The organism is Pseudovibrio sp. Ad46, assembly GCF_001623065.1.
GTDB lineage: Bacteria > Pseudomonadota > Alphaproteobacteria > Rhizobiales > Stappiaceae > Pseudovibrio.
Window position 1 is genome coordinate 68510 of the sequence record NZ_LMCG01000081.1, and the last position, 16391, is coordinate 84900.

At 52.3% G+C, this 16391-nt stretch carries 17 protein-coding genes and 1 other RNA gene; 8 read left to right on the forward strand and 10 right to left on the reverse strand.

What is annotated here, in order from left to right:
- Nucleotides 1-8: 8 nt before the first annotated feature.
- Genes ruvB through ruvC form a run of 3 tightly spaced genes read right to left on the reverse strand, consistent with a single transcriptional unit; the run spans nt 9 to nt 2187 of the window.
- Nucleotides 9-1055, reverse strand: a complete 1047-nt coding sequence (ruvB, locus tag PsAD46_RS25590) for a Holliday junction branch migration DNA helicase RuvB (protein ID WP_063291530.1) — start codon at nt 1053-1055, stop codon at nt 9-11.
- Nucleotides 1055-1669: a Holliday junction branch migration protein RuvA gene (gene ruvA, locus PsAD46_RS25595; protein WP_057461983.1), complete on the reverse strand. Its 615-nt coding sequence runs from the start codon at nt 1667-1669 to the stop codon at nt 1055-1057. The genes ruvB and ruvA overlap by 1 nt, the downstream gene beginning before the upstream one ends.
- Complete coding sequence (gene ruvC / locus PsAD46_RS25600; protein ID WP_082827053.1) at nt 1666-2187, reverse strand: crossover junction endodeoxyribonuclease RuvC; 522 nt, start codon at nt 2185-2187, stop codon at nt 1666-1668. Before ruvC ends, ruvA begins: the two co-directional genes overlap by 4 nt.
- Nucleotides 2188-2310: 123 nt before the next feature.
- Here ruvC and PsAD46_RS25605 point away from each other — a divergent pair, with 123 nt between their 5' ends.
- The 3 genes from PsAD46_RS25605 (at nt 2311) to PsAD46_RS25615 (ending at nt 4643) form a co-directional block, all read left to right on the forward strand.
- A complete protein-coding gene (locus tag PsAD46_RS25605) occupies nt 2311-3066 on the forward strand; it encodes a sulfite exporter TauE/SafE family protein (protein WP_063308172.1) in 756 nt (251 codons plus the stop codon).
- Nucleotides 3067-3253: 187 nt separating this feature from the next.
- The gene (locus PsAD46_RS25610) at nt 3254-4015 is read left to right on the forward strand and encodes a sulfite exporter TauE/SafE family protein (RefSeq protein WP_208982038.1); all 762 of its coding nucleotides are present in this window, start codon (nt 3254-3256) and stop codon (nt 4013-4015) included.
- 130 nt (nt 4016-4145) lie between these two features.
- Nucleotides 4146-4643: an Lrp/AsnC family transcriptional regulator gene (locus tag PsAD46_RS25615; RefSeq protein ID WP_057461985.1), complete on the forward strand. Its 498-nt coding sequence runs from the start codon at nt 4146-4148 to the stop codon at nt 4641-4643.
- 4 nt (nt 4644-4647) lie between these two features.
- On the opposite strand, the gene PsAD46_RS25620 is transcribed toward PsAD46_RS25615, so the two are convergent.
- From PsAD46_RS25620 to ssrS, 5 genes are all read right to left on the reverse strand, one after another.
- Entirely contained in the window at nt 4648-5232 is a 585-nt protein-coding gene (locus PsAD46_RS25620) for a hypothetical protein (protein ID WP_063308173.1), read from the reverse strand.
- Between the two features lie 158 nt (nt 5233-5390).
- A complete protein-coding gene (locus PsAD46_RS25625) occupies nt 5391-6134 on the reverse strand; it encodes a YebC/PmpR family DNA-binding transcriptional regulator (protein ID WP_063308174.1) in 744 nt (247 codons plus the stop codon).
- 235 nt (nt 6135-6369) lie between these two features.
- Complete coding sequence (locus tag PsAD46_RS25630) at nt 6370-7206, reverse strand: TIGR00282 family metallophosphoesterase (protein ID WP_063298471.1); 837 nt, start codon at nt 7204-7206, stop codon at nt 6370-6372.
- Between the two features lie 242 nt (nt 7207-7448).
- Nucleotides 7449-8042: a 5-formyltetrahydrofolate cyclo-ligase gene (locus PsAD46_RS25635; protein WP_063308175.1), complete on the reverse strand. Its 594-nt coding sequence runs from the start codon at nt 8040-8042 to the stop codon at nt 7449-7451.
- Nucleotides 8043-8199: 157 nt separating this feature from the next.
- Nucleotides 8200-8359, reverse strand: a non-coding RNA gene (gene ssrS / locus PsAD46_RS25640) — 6S RNA.
- Nucleotides 8360-8627: 268 nt separating this feature from the next.
- On the opposite strand from ssrS, the gene nagE reads away from it, so the two are divergent.
- Entirely contained in the window at nt 8628-10046 is a 1419-nt protein-coding gene (gene nagE / locus PsAD46_RS25645; protein ID WP_063308176.1) for an N-acetylglucosamine-specific PTS transporter subunit IIBC, read from the forward strand.
- Here nagE and PsAD46_RS25650 read toward each other — a convergent pair.
- Both PsAD46_RS25650 and PsAD46_RS25655 read right to left on the reverse strand, forming a co-directional pair.
- Nucleotides 10043-10480, reverse strand: coding sequence for a cell division protein ZapA (locus PsAD46_RS25650; RefSeq protein WP_063301069.1), 438 nt, complete (start codon nt 10478-10480; stop codon nt 10043-10045). The two genes, nagE and PsAD46_RS25650, sit on opposite strands and share 4 nt — an antisense overlap.
- Nucleotides 10481-10485: 5 nt before the next feature.
- Nucleotides 10486-10782, reverse strand: a complete 297-nt coding sequence (locus PsAD46_RS25655) for a DUF4164 domain-containing protein (RefSeq protein ID WP_057461991.1) — start codon at nt 10780-10782, stop codon at nt 10486-10488.
- Nucleotides 10783-11338: 556 nt separating this feature from the next.
- On the opposite strand from PsAD46_RS25655, the gene tkt reads away from it, so the two are divergent.
- From tkt to PsAD46_RS25675, 4 genes are all read left to right on the forward strand, one after another.
- A complete protein-coding gene (gene tkt / locus PsAD46_RS25660) occupies nt 11339-13339 on the forward strand; it encodes a transketolase (RefSeq protein WP_063308177.1) in 2001 nt (666 codons plus the stop codon).
- 124 nt (nt 13340-13463) lie between these two features.
- Entirely contained in the window at nt 13464-14471 is a 1008-nt protein-coding gene (gap, locus tag PsAD46_RS25665; protein ID WP_063308178.1) for a type I glyceraldehyde-3-phosphate dehydrogenase, read from the forward strand.
- Between the two features lie 81 nt (nt 14472-14552).
- Nucleotides 14553-14963 (forward strand): hypothetical protein, encoded by a 411-nt coding sequence (locus tag PsAD46_RS25670; RefSeq protein WP_063298477.1) that lies wholly within the window; start codon nt 14553-14555, stop codon nt 14961-14963.
- 141 nt (nt 14964-15104) lie between these two features.
- Nucleotides 15105-16295 (forward strand): phosphoglycerate kinase, encoded by a 1191-nt coding sequence (locus PsAD46_RS25675; RefSeq protein WP_063308179.1) that lies wholly within the window; start codon nt 15105-15107, stop codon nt 16293-16295.
- Nucleotides 16296-16391: the final 96 nt, after the last annotated feature.

Sequence of the window (16391 nt, forward strand, 5' to 3'; positions counted from 1 at the left end):
TCTGCAGGTCAGTCTTCAGCGTGTTGAAAAAGAGCCATCTGAGGTGCATTCGGGTTATCAGGCACCACCAAACCAAGGTGTTTGAAAGCGATTGGCGTCAAAATTCGGCCACGCGGTGTCCGTTGTAGATAGCCATTCTGGATAAGATACGGCTCAACAATCTCTTCAATCGCATCCCGCGGCTCAGAAAGAGCAGCTGCAATCGTCTCAATCCCAACAGGGCCACCACCAAAGTTCAGCGCAATCTGCTTCAGATAACGTCGATCGAGGCTGTCAAAGCCAGCGCTGTCAACTTCCAGCTGCCGCAAAGCCCGATCAGCAAGCCCACTATCAATCTCAGCATCCCCAGCAACAATCGCAAAGTCCCGCACACGGCGTAGCAAACGTCCTGCAATACGCGGTGTCCCGCGGGAGCGCTTGGCAATCTCTCGTGCACCCGCATCACTCATGCCGATTCCCAAGAGTCGCGCACCGCGCTTCACAATCAGCTCCAGCTCTTCCGGAGTATAAAACTCAAGCCGAACAGGAATGCCAAACCGGTCACGCAACGGCGTCGTCAGCAAGCCAATACGGGTCGTTGCGGCCACCAAAGTAAACTTGGCAAGGTCAATCTTCACAGATCGCGCAGCTGGCCCTTCACCAATAATGAGGTCGAGCTGGTAATCCTCCATTGCCGGATACAACACCTCTTCAACCGCAGGGTTGAGACGGTGGATCTCATCAATGAACAAAACATCCCGGTCTTCCAGATTGGTCAGCAGCGCAGCCAGATCACCCGCTTTTGCGATCACGGGGCCGGAAGTTGCCCGGAAGTTCACCCCAAGTTCACGCGCCATAATCTGCGCCAGCGTTGTCTTACCAAGGCCCGGAGGCCCAACAAACAACACATGATCCAGCGCTTCACTCCGTGCTTTCGCCGCTCCAATGAAAACCTTCAGGTTTTCACGAGCCTGCGCCTGTCCGGTAAAGTCATCCAGCGTTTGCGGACGCGTTCCGCTGTCAATCTCGTCGCCCCGAATTTCAGGAGTAACAAGGCGATCCTCACCCTCATTCATTACGCAAGTTCCTTAAGGCCGAGGCGAATAAGTTTTTCAGCGCTCGCATCTTCACCTGCTGTTTTTACAGCAGCTGCCACAGCAGCTGAGGCCTGAGCAGGCTGATAACCGAGATTGGAAAGAGCCGAGACAGCATCTGCCACAGGCCGGGACGCCACATTTTCCGCAACGCTTTGGGAAACAGCAATGGTGTCATCTTCAACAGAGGCAAAGGCAGGCGCCTTGTCTTTCAGCTCTGTCACAATACGCTCAGCAACGCGCTTGCCAACACCCGGCGCCCGTGTGATCGCAGTCTTATCGCCCAGCGCAATCGCGTTCGCCACTTCTGTCGCGCGCATGATGCCTAAAATGCCCAGCGCAACCTTTGCCCCAACACCCTGGACGGTCATGAGAATGCGGAACCATTCACGTTCGTTGTCCTCGGAAAAACCGAAGAGCTTGATCATATCCTCACGGACCATGGTCTCAATGGCCAGCACAGCAGCTTCGCCGACACGCGGCAGTTGTTGCAACACGCGAGAGGGGCAATGCACCTGATAACAAACGCCCTGCACATCCAGCAGTACAAAATCATCGCCGTAACTGTCGACGACACCCTTGAGTTTCCCGATCATTTCAAACGCGCCTCCGCTGCGGCCAGACGGCCCGTTACACTACCCCGGTGATGACTATGGCAGATCGCAATCGCCAGTGCATCTGCCGCGTCGTCCGAATTAAACGTCGCCTTCGGCATCAACACCTTCACCATCATACGGATTTGCTCTTTTTCCGCATGCCCGGTTCCCACCACGGTCTTTTTCACCAGGTTCGGAGCATATTCTGAAACCACGAGATTGTGCAGAGATGGCACAAGCAGAGCGATCCCCCTCGCCTGCCCCAGCTTAAGCGTAGCTCCGGCATCCTTGTTCACAAACGTATTCTCAACCGCAGCCTCAGAAGGATCATAGCGTTCAATCACTTCTTGCAAGCCAGTGTATAACTGCTTGAGCCGTTCTGCGAGAGAGTACTTGCTGTTGGATTGTATCGTGCCGCTACCAATGAAGCTGACGCGATTACCTTTGGCATCAATAATGCCCCAACCAGTGTTCCTGAGGCCAGGGTCAACACCCATGATTCGAATTGAATGATCCATAGAACAAACCGGTAACGAAAAATCTCCGAAGACGCTAGCCGGTAACCTCAACCAATCGCTTAATCCGTTAAAATTCAGGAGTAATCCACGCGTTCCTGCAAATCCTGCAGGTAAGGACCCGGTATGATTGAAGCATTGTCTGCACACTCCGCCTTGCAGTTGTGTCTGGTGGCTGGAGCCATCCTTTTGGCAGGTTTGATGCGTGGATTTGCCGGGTTTGGTTCAGGTATGGTCTGGATCCCCCTCGCTGCGCTGGTCATCGGCCCCAAACTCGCAGCAGCTGCCCTACTCATCCTCGACACCATAGTCGCGCTGCCACTCATTTTCCCGGCAACCAAGCTGTGCCGATGGAAAAGCGTCGTGCCTGCCGCCATTGGAGCGATCCTTGCCGTCTCTGTCGGCGCATGGATCCTCGCCAACGCACCACCCTTTATTCTGCACTGGGGCATATCCATCGTAGTGCTCGCGCTGCTGGCCGTCCTCATGTCCAACTGGACCTATTCAGAGGAACCCAGCCGTAATCAGAACCTCGGTGTCGGTGCACTCTCCGGCCTGCTTGGTGGCTTCAGCCAGATGCCATCCATCCCTATCTACACACTTTGGGCCACCGGCCCCCATCCACAAAACATAATCCGCGCCAACATGATCGTGTTTATCGCGATAGCCGACGTCTCCGCGTATGCCTCTTACGCTTACAACGGCCTTTTCACAAAAGAACTCATCCCGGTCCTGATCATCGCAGGTCCAATCTATCTGGGTTGTCTTATGTTTGGTGCGAAAGCCTTCAAAAGCGCACCACCTACGTATTTCAAATGGGCCGCAAAAGGCATCATCTTCCTCGCTGCGGTCGTTTCCCTGCCATTCTTCCACGACCTCTAGCCATACCTGCCTCACTCAATTTCCCGCAGTTTCACAAGGCTAAAGGGCAAATTGCGATGTCCTCCAGAGGGTAATTGAGAAATTCTCGACAATTCCTCCAATTGTCCCGATTGGAGGAAGGCACCTTCGTAACTTATAGTCCGCACAACTAGGAAGCCTAAAACCGACCTTCTCAGCAGAGGCATATATGCTCCCAGACGTCGCAGGACTCGAATCCCCGGCCTTCTTGATGGTGTGCGCAACTATAGCGCTCGCTGGGTTGACCCGTGGGTTTGCCGGCTTCGGTGCCGCGATGATCTACATGCCCATTGCCTCCGCCATTATGGAACCAAAGCTGGCCGCAGCCTCTCTTCTCATGGTCGATGCAACAATCTCACTCCCCATGGTGGTCTCAGCCACCAAAATCTGCGACTGGAGAACAGTCCTTCCAGCAGCAGGAGGGGCAGTGATCACAGTATCTATCGGCGCATGGGTACTCACAAACGCCGATCCCTACGTTTTGCGCTGGGTTCTGTCCGGAGTGGTACTCCTCCTGCTATTCATTTTGATTTCAGGCTGGCGCTACACCAAGGCGCCCAACAAGCGCACCTCCTTTGGGGTTGGCGCAGTTTCCGGCTTGCTCGGTGGCATGACACAACTGGCAGGTCCTCCGGTCATCACCTATTGGATGTCTGGCCCCTTGCCCGTCAGCGTTATTCGCGCCAACCTGATCACCTACTTCTTCTTCACCAGTTTCGGCTCATTTGCAGCGTTCTGGTGGAATGGCCTGATCACACAGGAGCTGCTGCTCCTTTCACTCCTGATCTGCCCGGCATACGGCCTGAGCATCTATTTGGGAGCCAAAGGCTTCTCACTATCAAGCGGTCGCTCGTACCGCGCACTCGCTTATTCACTCATCTTGGGAGCCGCCATCACAAGCATGCCAATTTTGGATGGAATTCTCAGATGATCTAAGACCATACACACACGTTGATAACGGCCAAGAGAAGCCTCAGGTAACCAACACAGCTTGCGAAACAAAGAAAAACAACTTAGTTTCCGCAATAATATCCCTATAAACAGACGAAAAAACCAGATTTATGCCAAAATCATCGCTCGACAAGATTGACCTAGAAATCCTGAAAAATCTTCAGGAGGACGGTCGCCTAACCAACGTAGAGTTGGCAGGTAAAGTTGCCCTATCCCCATCTCCATGCCTGCGCCGCGTCAAAAACCTCGAAGACAGCGGCGTGATCAACGGCTATCAGGCATCCGTGAACCGCAAGACTGTTGGTCTTGGCATGACGGTCTTTGTTGAAATGCGCGTAGGCAAACAAAGCAAAGCGCAGATCATGTCGATCATCGAGCGCGTCACCTCTCAGCCAGAGGTCGTATCTTGTCATCTGGTCTCGGGTCAGTCTGATATCCTTGCTGAGATCGTTGTCCCAACGCTGGAAGCCTACGACGTCTTCCTCTCTGACTTCCTGATGTCACTGGACGGTGTCGAGGATGTGCGCTCCAACTTTGCAATCCGCACACTCAAGGCAAACGGCGCATTGCCACTGCAGCATTTGGAATCCATCATTGACGACGACTAATCAATCAGGAGGCGTCCTCGTTCTTACCTGAGCCGGTAACGATCTGCGCCATACTGACAAGCTCGGAAATTCTGTCCTGAAGGAAGTTGCTGTTTTGAGCGATGAGCAGCATCTGCCTTTGATAAAGGCAGAACAGATACGCACCGACACAAAGTCCCAATCCGATAAAGGAGAGGGGCTGCCCGAGCAAAGCAAGGCCGATGTAGAACAAAGGTGGGAACACAGTCACAGTGACTGAACACAGGGATACCCACCACTCTCCCTTATGAAAACCATTGATCGGCATGGTTAGAATAGCAGCTGTCGCAATCAGACAGCGCTCTTTCATTGTCCGGGCAATGTTCACCGCCTGCCGCAGATATAGCGCTGTCAGTAGACCAGCCACCGTCAGCACATACGGCGCACTGAGCACACAAAAGCCGTAGACCCGCGCCACCAATGGTGCCCTCTCCTCCCAAACACCGGAAGGCGTTTCCAGCACGGCACCAAGAACCAGCAGAGCGGCATAAGCAATCGCCAGCAAATGCAGTCGCCATGCTGAGCCGATAGCATGCTCAATCACGCGAACCTTGTCGTTTTCCTCACTCACGAACCTGCCTCAACCCTGATCATAGTCGCAAAAAGGTTTCACAGAGCCCCAACGAAGCCAACTCCATTGAAATCAGGGGCACCCTCACAAAACAAGCACGCAACAAAAAAGGCGGCACGCAAAACGCACCGCCTTTATAACTTAATCAGAAAACAGGCTTAGCCGAGCTTTGCCATGATTTCCTCTGAGATGTCGAAGTTAGAGAAGACGTTCTGCACGTCATCATCATCTTCCAGCGCGTCCATCAGTTTCATGATGGTGCCAGCTTTCTCTTCGTTCACTTCTACAAGATTCTGCGGCTTCCAGATAATCTTTACAGACTCAGCTTCGCACAGCGCTTCTTCCAGCGCCTTGGAAACCTCGGAGAGATCCTCGAAGGCACAGATAATGGTGTGGCCGTCTTCATCGCTCTCAACGTCATCAGCACCGGCTTCAATGCCAGCTTCCATGACGGTGTCCGCATCACCAGCTTCAGGCTTGTAAACAAGCTCGCCAACACGATCGAACATGAAGGAAACAGAACCGGTTTCCCCCATGGATCCACCGTATTTGGTGAAGTAGGAACGCACATTTGCAGCAGAGCGGTTTTTGTTGTCAGTCAGGACCTCAACAATAATCGCGGTGCCACCTGGGCCATAACCCTCATAGCGAATCTCGGTATAATCAGCACCCTCACCAGCCTGAGACTTTGCGATCGCGCGGGCAATGTTGTCCTTCGGCATGGACTGAGCCTTCGCGTTCTGCACAGCAAGGCGCAGGCGAGGGTTTTTGTCCGGGTCAGGATCACCCATCTTCGCAGCAACGGTAATCTCTTTGGAAAAGCGAGAGAACAGTTTGGAACGTACAGCATCCTGACGCCCCTTGCGGTGCATGATATTTTTGAATTTTGAATGTCCGGCCATAGGTCTTCCCGGCTTGTGTTTGCAAATAAAACTTATAGCTCAAAGGAGCGCTCACCAAGCCGCTGATAGCTTGGACAGCGCTCTCCCCGACACGTATGTCGCCAAAACGTCGAGCAAATTTGATGAAAGCTTATAAGACGCTTACACGACAAAATCCAGAGCAAGAAACCGCGAGAGAGCTCCCGACCTTCCTCTTCCCTACCAATCAACGTGTAAGCATGACGTTTATTCAGGCTTAGCTGTTTGCTGCGCTTGGCCAAAATGGTGGGATAATCTGCGACAAACGCCCGCCAATCCGTACTGGAGAGACATGCTTGGCCAGACCCGTGCGGTCATCCGTCTCAACAGCAACACCACAAACCGTTGCTTCACCCAATGCAGGTGTAAAACGGCTGCCATTTACTTTGCGCAGGAAGCGGTTGACCGGTTCTTCCTTATCCATACCCAAAACAGAATCGTAATCACCGCACATACCCGCATCGGACATATAAGCCGTACCACCCACCAGAACCTGATGATCAGCAGTTGGAACATGCGTATGGGTGCCAACAACCAGAGAGGCACGTCCATCACAGAAATGCCCCATCGCCTGCTTTTCACTGGTCGCTTCGGCGTGCATATCAATAATGATCGCATCAGCCATTGCGCCCAGTGGGCAGTCAGCCAGAATTTTGTCGATAGCAGCAAACGGACAATCCAGCGCATCCATGTAAACGCGGCCCATCACATTCACTACCAGCACATCAGCACCATTTCTTGCGCGGTAAAGGTTAGCGCCCTTACCCGGCGTGCCTGATGGATAGTTTGCAGGGCGCAGCAAGCGGTTCTGACGCTCAATGTAAACAAGCGTATCGCGCTGATCCCAAATGTGGTTGCCAGTGGTAACAACGTCAGCACCAGCATCCAGCACATTTTCAAGAATTTCTTCGGTGATACCAAAGCCTGCTGCGGAGTTTTCGCCGTTCACAACGACAAAATCCAATTGGTTGTCTTCAACAAGTTGAGGCAGTTCATCAGTCGCAGCGTTGCGACCAGCGCGCCCAACAAGATCCCCAAGAAACAGCAGCTGCATTTATACACCCTTTCAGACGTATCCCCGAAATGCTCAGCTGGCTTTCTATCAGGATACGCACAAAACAAACCGTAGAACATGACGCGTAACTGCATTTAAACGCGAGACATGCCCTGCCACGTATTCCAGACCTAAGGCTTTATAATGAAAGAATACGCGCACATCATTTGGACCAAAGCAGACCCGCCAGCTCTCGAGCATTTCATGCAAATCGCAGAAGGCCCAGTGCCTGACAAATCACTCTAATCACCAGCTTTCAGAAGCCCACGATCTGTCAGGATTCCATCCAATTGACGATCATGCGGTTCCATCGGAACCTCTTCTACCTCTTGAACCGCAAATGCAACCCCAATCGCAGTGAGATCGGTAAGTTTTTCCAGATCACTCAATGCACGGTCGTAAAAACCTTTGCCATATCCGATCCGGTTGCAGTCCCCATCAAAGGCAGAGAGTGGCACCAGCACCACGTTGGGATGTACAACCTCTGCCTCAGGTCCCGGTGCCATACTGCCAAAACCCGCTGGTTCCAGCGGCCCGCCCTTATCCAGACGGCGAAACTCAAGATCATCACCGACAACAACAGGAAGACATAAAGAACAGCCGGTATACGCCAGCGCATCCATCAACGGACGTGGATCAACTTCATCCCGAATAGGCCAGAACCCGGCAACAACCGATCCCGGTTCCACCCCAAGCTCACCAACATATCCGACAAGATCAAGCGACCGCTCAATCCGCTCTACTGGCGATAGAGTTGCCCGCGCAGCAAGTCCTGCTTTCCGCACATCCCGCTTGGCAAGTTTACAATCGGTATTCTCGGTGTCTTGAGACGTCAACACGCACCTCACTTCTATTGAATGGCGCATTTCCGAAAGGATTGGATCACTTATCGGGACACAATACGCATGAACGACGCGCATTATGATGCAGCCTGCGAAAAATCGCAAAGCAAGAGAGCATCACTGAAATGAGAGAGGAAAACAAAAAGATAAGAGCGCGCCACAACAGCCGTTGGAGAGTGTGCAATCCCGGAGAACCTACTATGTAGGTGGGCGCCGTGTCCCCAAGCCCACGAGCGAGGGAAGGAACAGCTCCCAAAGGAATGCGTAAGGCCCCGGGGATATGTATCTCCTGACGAACCGCGCAGCAACGCAATGGGTGATATAGGCCAGAGCGAATAAAATTACCAGCCCCTCGGATCCAACCTTCACATTAAATCAAGCGTAACCCACTGTCATAAACAAGTATCGCCAGCCCGTATGCGGGTAATTTTTCAAGACTATCAACTCGATTACCGACAACCCTTCATAACGCAGGGGCACGTTCGGCAGCTTCTTCATAGTTTCCGCGTAAATATGAGCGCTTGAAGAGGAAGACGGACTTAAAGGCCCTTGGGACTTATCGAGAGGAAGGAAAGTTGAATGTCAAACAATGCATTTGCAGGCGTTCAGAAGCTCGGGCAATCCTTGATGCTACCAATTGCAGTGCTGCCGGTCGCAGCAATCCTCCTGCGCATTGGACAAGCCGACCTTCTTAATCTTCCCTTCGTTGCCTCTGCAGGGAGTGCAATTTTCGCCAATCTGGGCATGCTGTTTGCCGTAGGTATCGCAGTTGGGTTTGCAAAGGAGAACCACGGCGCAGCAGCTCTGGCGGGTTTGGTCGGCTTCCTCGTTGCACAACAAGGCGCTGTTGAACTGGCAGGGCTCAGTCCAGAACAAGCTCTCAAGATGGAAGGTCGTATTGCAGTCCCGGTCGGGATCATCATGGGTATTACGGCAGGCCTGCTCTACAACAAGTTCCGGGATATCAAACTTCCCGACTACCTCGCCTTTTTCGGAGGCCGCCGCTTTGTACCCATCGTGACCGGCGTCGCCGCGTTGCTCGTTGCCGCCCTCTTTGGATATGGCTGGCTCTGGTTTGACAGGGCTTTAATCTCCCTCACAAACACAATTACGCATATGGGTGATGTGGGCTTGTTCCTCTATGGCGCTTTGAACCGACTGCTGATCGTCACAGGCCTTCATCACATCCTGAACAACATCGCCTGGTTCATTCTGGGTGATTATATCACCGCCTCAGGAGATGTTGTCACCGGCGATCTGAACCGCTTTTTCGCAGGAGATCCAACCGCCGGAGCCTACATGGCCGGCTTTTTCCCAGTCATGATGTTTGGACTCCCCGCCGCATGCCTTGCCATGTACCATTGCTCAAAGCCAGAAAATCGCAAAGTCGTAGGAGGCATACTGCTCTCCATGGCACTCACGTCATTTCTGACCGGCATAACTGAGCCGATCGAATTTGCCTTTATGTTCCTGGCTCCTGCACTTTACGTGATCCACGCAATCCTCACAGGCGTCTCGATGGTTGTCATGAACGTGCTGGGTGTGAAGCTGGGCTTTGGTTTCTCGGCGGGTTTGTTTGACTACTTGATCAACTACGGCATCTCCACAAAACCGCTCCTGTTAATCCCGGTTGGAGCAGCATTCTTCGCCATCTACTATTTTCTGTTCGTGGCAACCATTAAGCTCTTTGACCTGAAGACCATGGGTCGTGAAACTGAAAGAGCGGATAAAGCAGCGGACAACCTCCACGAAACAAACAGCAAAGCGCATGCTTATCTGGAAGCCTTGGGTGGCTCAGCCAACCTTTTGGAAATAGATGCCTGCGCAACCCGGTTGCGCCTGAAAGTGGTAGATGGTGATGCCATCAATGAAGCGGTTTTGAAGCAACTCGGCGTTCACGGTGTCATCAAACCTGCTGCTGGCTCAGTCCAGGTGGTTGTTGGCCCAATAGCGGACCAACTGGCAGGCGAGATAAAGGAAGAAACAAAAAAGTCTTAAGCCGCGCTTTCGTCTTCGCGCAGCTCGCTGTCCATATCAGTGCTCAGCTGCTCAATCTTGTCTGCGCTTTCCAGCAGACGCGCAACAATTCTGGCTTCTTTCTCACGATGCTCTTGCTCGAGCTCTTCAATGCGGCTCAGATAACGCTGCTCTTGCGCAGCCAGACGCTCTTCAACAGAAGCCTCAGCTTTCCCGAGTTCTTCGATACGCCCTTCGGCGGCACGCAATTTCCGCTCAACTTCGGCAAGGTGATCCGTCACCATGATGCCCGCCATCACGGTTAAGCGCTGATCGCCAATCTCACCAAAGTTCTCTCTCAGGCTACTGATGCTGTCGTCAAAACGCTGAGCAAGACCGAGAAGCCGTTCTTCCTCACCATCATCACACGCCATGCGAAAGCTGCGATCATTGATTGTAACTGTAATCTGCGCCATTGATCTTAGCTCTCCTGTCCGTCGAGAACAGTACGAATGGATTCCATGGCAGCAACAAGGCGGCGGGAAACATCTTTGTTGACATCTTCAAGTCGCGAACCACGCGCCTCGGCCTGATCAAGCTTTGATGCCAGCTGTGTTCGATCCTCACCAATTCTCTGCAAGTCGTTTTCTAACGCATCAAGGGTCTTGTCACGGGACGTCCTGCGATGAATCGCCCCCTCAAGCTTCGTGATGGAGGCAGTAATACGATCCAGCGCATGATCCAGATCTTGCCCACTATCCATCTTCACCTCTGACATCTACCTGTATCCGTACTCACCAAAACATCAGTTACCATTGGGAGATGGCAACCCGACCTAATCCCGTCTAGGGAAGCGGAAGACAATTATCCATTAGCTGGAGGGAATCGTCGAGCTTTATTCACATCATATCTTAGGAATGTGCGAGAACCATCTCATTTATCAGTGATTACAGAACTTACAAAGGTCTTCGACTCGGAAAATTACCCGACGCAACATTCGTGAACAAAATACAAGCTTCGCCACCATAAAAATCTAATGAACACGCATTTTACGCTAAGCAAATTCACTCATTAAAGAGACCTTGGCAACATAACTTATGTTGACAAATGCTATTCAAATTTCAAAAGCGCTCAACTTACGCAATAAACGGCACCAGAAGAGCTCAGTTTCATTGACTCAACTTTCTGACCTGCTATGTCTCCTTCCGTTATTCGTTCGTGGACAACTGCCAATTCGCATTAGTCTGGGGCAAAGACTATGGCAACTGTCATCGAATTTACACTAGCTATTAGTAAAGAACCGGCTGCCCTGCCGGGTCGACAGCGGGAATAAGATGACCGATCTCGAAAAGCACTCTCGCATGGCGAATGCGATACGCTTTCTTTCAATGGATGCCGTTGAAAAAGCAAAATCTGGCCACCCTGGACTTCCAATGGGTGCAGCTGACATCGCAACGGTCCTGTTTTCCAAGTTTCTGAAGTTTGATCCGAACTCCCCGAAATGGGCAGACCGCGATCGCTTTGTGCTCTCCGCAGGGCACGGATCCATGCTGCTGTATTCCACACTCTATCTGCTGGGATACGAAGACTTCTCCATTGAACAGCTTCAGCAGTTCCGCCAGCTTGGCGCACGGACATGCGGCCACCCGGAATACGGTCATGGCGCAGGCATCGAGACCACCACTGGTCCTCTTGGTCAAGGCCTTGGCAACGCAGTCGGCATGGCAATCGCTGAGCGTCTGCAGGAAGAGCGTTTCGGCAAAGATCTCGTAAACCACTACACCTACGTTCTCGCAGGTGACGGTTGCTTGATGGAAGGTATCTCTCAGGAATCTATTTCTCTGGCAGGTCACCTCAAGCTGAACAAACTGATCCTCATCTGGGACGACAACGGCATCACCATTGATGGTTCCGTAGATCTGTCAGACAGCACCGATCAGATTGCACGCTTCAAGGCATCTGGCTGGAACACCATCTCCATCGATGGTCATGATCCGGAAGAAATCGAAGCAGCGCTGACCGAAGCTCGCAAGAGCGACAAGCCAACAATGATTGCGGCGAAAACCACAATCGGCTTCGGGTCTCCAAACAAGTCCGGCACCAACAAAGTGCACGGTGCTCCTCTGGGCGCTGAAGAAATTGCAGCAACCCGCGAAGCTCTTGGCTGGTCTGCTGAGCCGTTTGAAGTACCAAGCGACGTTCTCGATGCATGGCGCATCTCAGGTCTGCGTTCCGCAAACGCTCGTAAAGAGTGGGAACAGCGCTTCAACGAAGCAAACCCTGAGCAACGTGGCGAGTTTGAGCGCCGTTGCCGTGGCGACCTGCCATCCGGCTTCGACGCAGCAATCGACGCCTACAAGAAAGAGCTTGCAGACACCCAGCCAAAAATTGCGACCCGTAAGGCGTCTCAGGCTGTTCTGAAAGTGATCACAGGTGCTGTGCCTGAAACCATCGGCGGCTCTGCTGATCTGACTGGTTCCAACAACACCAACACCGAACATACACCACCAGTTACTCCGGACGATTTCTCCGGCCGCTTCATTCACTGGGGCATCCGTGAGCACGGCATGGCTGCAGCAATGAACGGTATGGCTCTGCATGGCGGAGTTATCCCCTACTCTGGTGGCTTCCTGATCTTCTCCGATTACTGCCGTCCATCTCTGCGTCTGGCAGCCCTGATGAAGCAGCGCGTCATTCACGTAATGACCCACGACTCCATCGGTTTGGGTGAAGATGGTCCAACACACCAGCCTGTGGAGCACTTCGCGGCTCTACGTTGTATCCCAGATCTGCAGTTCTTCCGCCCAGCGGACATCACTGAGACCCTGGAATGCTGGCAGTTGGCAATGAAAGCCACTGATAATCCAAGCGTTTTGGCTCTGACCCGTCAGAACCTGCCGTCCCTTCGTCCTCACTACGAAAGCGAAAACCTGTGTGCCAAAGGCGCATACATCATCGCTGACTGTGAAGAAGAAGCGACCGTTACTCTGTTCGCAACCGGCTCCGAAGTTGAGATCGCAGTCGACGCGAAAAAAGAGCTCGACGGCAAGGGAATTGCGACCCGTGTGGTCTCCGTCCCTAGCTTCGAACTCTTCGAGCAACAATCTGACGCATATAAGAATGCCATCATTGGTGGTAGTCCGGTGAAGATCGCTGTGGAAGCGGGCGTTCGTATGGGTTGGGATCGCTTTGTCGGTTCTGATGGTGGTTTCGTAGGCATGTCAGGATTTGGTGCTTCCGCCCCTTACCAGGAGCTCTATGAGCATTTCGGGATTACTGCTGATGCAGTGGTCCAAGAGGCAGAAAAGCGCCTTGGCGATAGCGATAACGCCTAAAGCTGACTAAATGAAGCTTCTGGCTCCTCTCAGCCAGAGGCCTCTCAGAAGACGGCCGGCAAGAGCTGGCGAATATATAAAACGAGGGCGTTTTTTAAGGCGCCGTACCGAAAGAGGTTCTTAAATGGCAGTCAAGGTAGCCATCAATGGCTTTGGTCGCATTGGTCGTAATGTTCTCCGTGCAATCATTGAATCCGGTCGTACCGACATTGAAGTTGTAGCAATTAACGACCTCGGCCCGGTTGAAACGAACGCACACCTGCTGCAGTTTGACTCCGTACACGGCAAGTTCCCTGCAAAAGTGACCGTAGACGGCGACACAATCGATTGTGGTCGTGGTCCAATCAAAGTAACCGCTATCCGTGATCCTAAAGAATTGCCTTGGGGTGAAATGGGTATCGACGTTGCGTTGGAGTGCACCGGCATCTTCACCGCAAAAGAAAAAGCTTCCCTGCATCTGGAAGCTGGCGCAAAGCGCGTTCTGGTTTCTGCTCCTGCAGCAGGCGCTGACAAAACAATCGTGTACGGCGTAAACCACGACACCCTGACTTCTGAAGATCTGGTTGTTTCCAACGCATCTTGCACCACCAACTGTCTGTCTCCGGTAGCTTACGTTCTGGACAAACTGGTTGGCATCGAAAAAGGCTTCATGACCACCGTTCACTCTTACACCGGTGATCAGCCTACTCTCGACACAATGCACAAGGATCTGTACCGCGGCCGCGCAGCAGCTCTTTCCATGATCCCAACCTCCACTGGTGCTGCTAAGGCTGTTGGCCTGGTTCTGCCTCAGCTGGCTGGTAAGCTCGACGGCGTTGCAATCCGCGTACCTACTCCAAACGTTTCTGTTGTTGACCTGACCTTCATCGCGAAGAAAGAAACTTCCGTAGAAGAAATCAACGCAGCAATCAAAGCAGCGGCTGAAGGCGAACTGAAGGGCGTTCTTGGTTACACCGAAGTGCCAAACGTTTCTTGCGACTTCAACCACGACCCACACTCTTCCATCTTCCACATGGACCAGACCAAGGTCATGGAAGGCACAATGGTTCGTATCCTCACCTGGTACGACAACGAGTGGGGCTTCTCCAACCGCATGGCGGACACCGCTGTTGCGATGGCAAAGCTCATCTAATCCTAAAATCTCAGTATTGAGTGATAGAGGCAGCTTTGCAAAGCTGCCTCTGTTCATTGCTCAAGATGCGGATGCTTCAAAATGCGGTTTATAGGTCTTTGGATAGTTCTTTTAGGCTTTCTGGTTGGATGTGCTTCTGCACCTTATGGCACTAAAGGAAACCCAAAGCTTCTTGTCTTCGAAGACGTAGACTATAAACCTGAAGGAGCTCCGATTATTTTCAAGGCTTATCGAGAAGCTGCTGAGACTTGTTGGACCGGGCCGAGTGGAAAATTCCCAGAGTATGTTGTCAATAAAAAGAAGACAAAAGTCAGCGAATACGGGAATTTAGAAATTACTTTTGACTATCGAGACCAGCCAGATAAAGAAGCGCTGACAATCAGAGTCTTTGCCAGCACGCGTCTTGTTCAGGGATGGGGTCCAGAAGTTAAAGGACCACTCGGGAAATATATCGGGAAAATAGGGAAGCGTGTCAGCAATCTGTGTGGTTAGTCGCCAAACAACTATTGCTATATCTTCTTGCCATTTTTCACGCTTGCTCAACCCGATTTTGTGGGTTCCATAGTCCAAGTTACAGCCTCTGGCAGTGTTTTTGATAACTGATCTGATTTCAGATCAAGAGAGAACACAAACATGTCTTTCAAAACTCTTAGCGATGCCGAACTTTCAGGCAAACGTGTTCTGGTCCGCGTAGACCTCAACGTCCCGATGAAGGATGGCATCGTTACCGACGCCACCCGTATTGAGCGTGTCCTGCCAACCATCCGCGAAATCTCCGAGGCTGGTGGCAAAGTTATCCTTCTCGCACACTTTGGCCGTCCAAAAGGCCAGGTCGTTGCAGAGATGAGCCTCGCGCCTGTTGCTGGCCCTGTTGCTGACCTGCTTGGCAAACCAGTTGCTTTCGCTAAAGATTGCACCGGTGACGTAGCCAAAGCTGCCGTTGATGCAATGGCTGACGGCGACGTTCTGCTCTTGGAAAACACCCGCTTCTATGCCGGTGAAGAAAAGAACGATCCAGAATTTGCAAAAGCACTGGCTGCAAACGGTGACCTGTACGTAAACGACGCATTCTCTGCAGCACACCGCGCGCACGGTTCCACCGAAGGCATTGCAAAGCTGCTTCCTGCATTCGCAGGCCGTACCATGCAGGCAGAGCTGGAAGCACTCGGTTCCGCACTTTCCACGCCTGAGCGTCCGGTTCTGGCAGTTGTTGGCGGCGCAAAGGTTTCCTCCAAGATCGACCTGCTCGAAAACCTCGTGTCTAAAGTAGACATCCTGGTCATCGGCGGCGGCATGGCGAACACCTTCCTCGCTGCAAAAGGCGTGAACGTCGGCAAATCCCTGTGCGAGCACGATCTGGCTGACACAGCAATCCGCATCATGGCGGCAGCTGAAAAAGCAAACTGCGAAATCGTTCTGCCAACAGATGCTGTTGTTGCATGGGAATTTGCAGCCAACACCAAGAACGAAACTGTTGCTCTCGATGCTATCCCAGCAGACGCGATGATGCTCGACGTTGGCGCAGCTTCTATCGAAGTTGTGAAAGCTAAAATCGATACCGCAAAGACCCTCGTTTGGAACGGTCCTCTCGGCGCATTCGAAATCGCACCATTCGACAAGGCAACTGTTGCAGCTGCCCAGCACGCAGCAGCACGCACCAAAGAAGGCAAGCTGAAAACTGTTGCTGGTGGCGGTGACACCGTTGCAGCCCTCAACCACGCAAAAGCAAGTGATGATTTCACTTATATCTCCACTGCTGGTGGCGCATTCCTTGAGTGGCTGGAAGGCAAAGCACTACCTGGCGTTGTTGCTTTAGAAGCATAAGACAGTTAGTTCTTACATTATTATGGATTGAGGGGCCTTTTTGGTCCCTCTTTTCGTTTTATTCTCGCTTTTGCCTAGAATTTGACACAGCCTCTT

Coding starts and splice junctions, on each gene's coding strand:
- PsAD46_RS25670 (WP_063298477.1), top strand. CDS start 14,553: ATGCGGTTTATAGGTCTTTGGATAGTTCTTTTAGGCTTTCTGGTTGGA.
- ruvB (WP_063291530.1), bottom strand. CDS start 1,055: ATGAATGAGGGTGAGGATCGCCTTGTTACTCCTGAAATTCGGGGCGAC.
- gap (WP_063308178.1), top strand. CDS start 13,464: ATGGCAGTCAAGGTAGCCATCAATGGCTTTGGTCGCATTGGTCGTAAT.
- ruvC (WP_082827053.1), bottom strand. CDS start 2,187: ATGGATCATTCAATTCGAATCATGGGTGTTGACCCTGGCCTCAGGAAC.
- PsAD46_RS25630 (WP_063298471.1), bottom strand. CDS start 7,206: ATGCAGCTGCTGTTTCTTGGGGATCTTGTTGGGCGCGCTGGTCGCAAC.
- PsAD46_RS25615 (WP_057461985.1), top strand. CDS start 4,146: ATGCCAAAATCATCGCTCGACAAGATTGACCTAGAAATCCTGAAAAAT.
- PsAD46_RS25655 (WP_057461991.1), bottom strand. CDS start 10,782: ATGTCAGAGGTGAAGATGGATAGTGGGCAAGATCTGGATCATGCGCTG.
- tkt (WP_063308177.1), top strand. CDS start 11,339: ATGACCGATCTCGAAAAGCACTCTCGCATGGCGAATGCGATACGCTTT.
- ruvA (WP_057461983.1), bottom strand. CDS start 1,669: ATGATCGGGAAACTCAAGGGTGTCGTCGACAGTTACGGCGATGATTTT.
- PsAD46_RS25610 (WP_208982038.1), top strand. CDS start 3,254: ATGCTCCCAGACGTCGCAGGACTCGAATCCCCGGCCTTCTTGATGGTG.
- PsAD46_RS25675 (WP_063308179.1), top strand. CDS start 15,105: ATGTCTTTCAAAACTCTTAGCGATGCCGAACTTTCAGGCAAACGTGTT.
- nagE (WP_063308176.1), top strand. CDS start 8,628: ATGTCAAACAATGCATTTGCAGGCGTTCAGAAGCTCGGGCAATCCTTG.
- PsAD46_RS25625 (WP_063308174.1), bottom strand. CDS start 6,134: ATGGCCGGACATTCAAAATTCAAAAATATCATGCACCGCAAGGGGCGT.
- PsAD46_RS25605 (WP_063308172.1), top strand. CDS start 2,311: ATGATTGAAGCATTGTCTGCACACTCCGCCTTGCAGTTGTGTCTGGTG.
- PsAD46_RS25650 (WP_063301069.1), bottom strand. CDS start 10,480: ATGGCGCAGATTACAGTTACAATCAATGATCGCAGCTTTCGCATGGCG.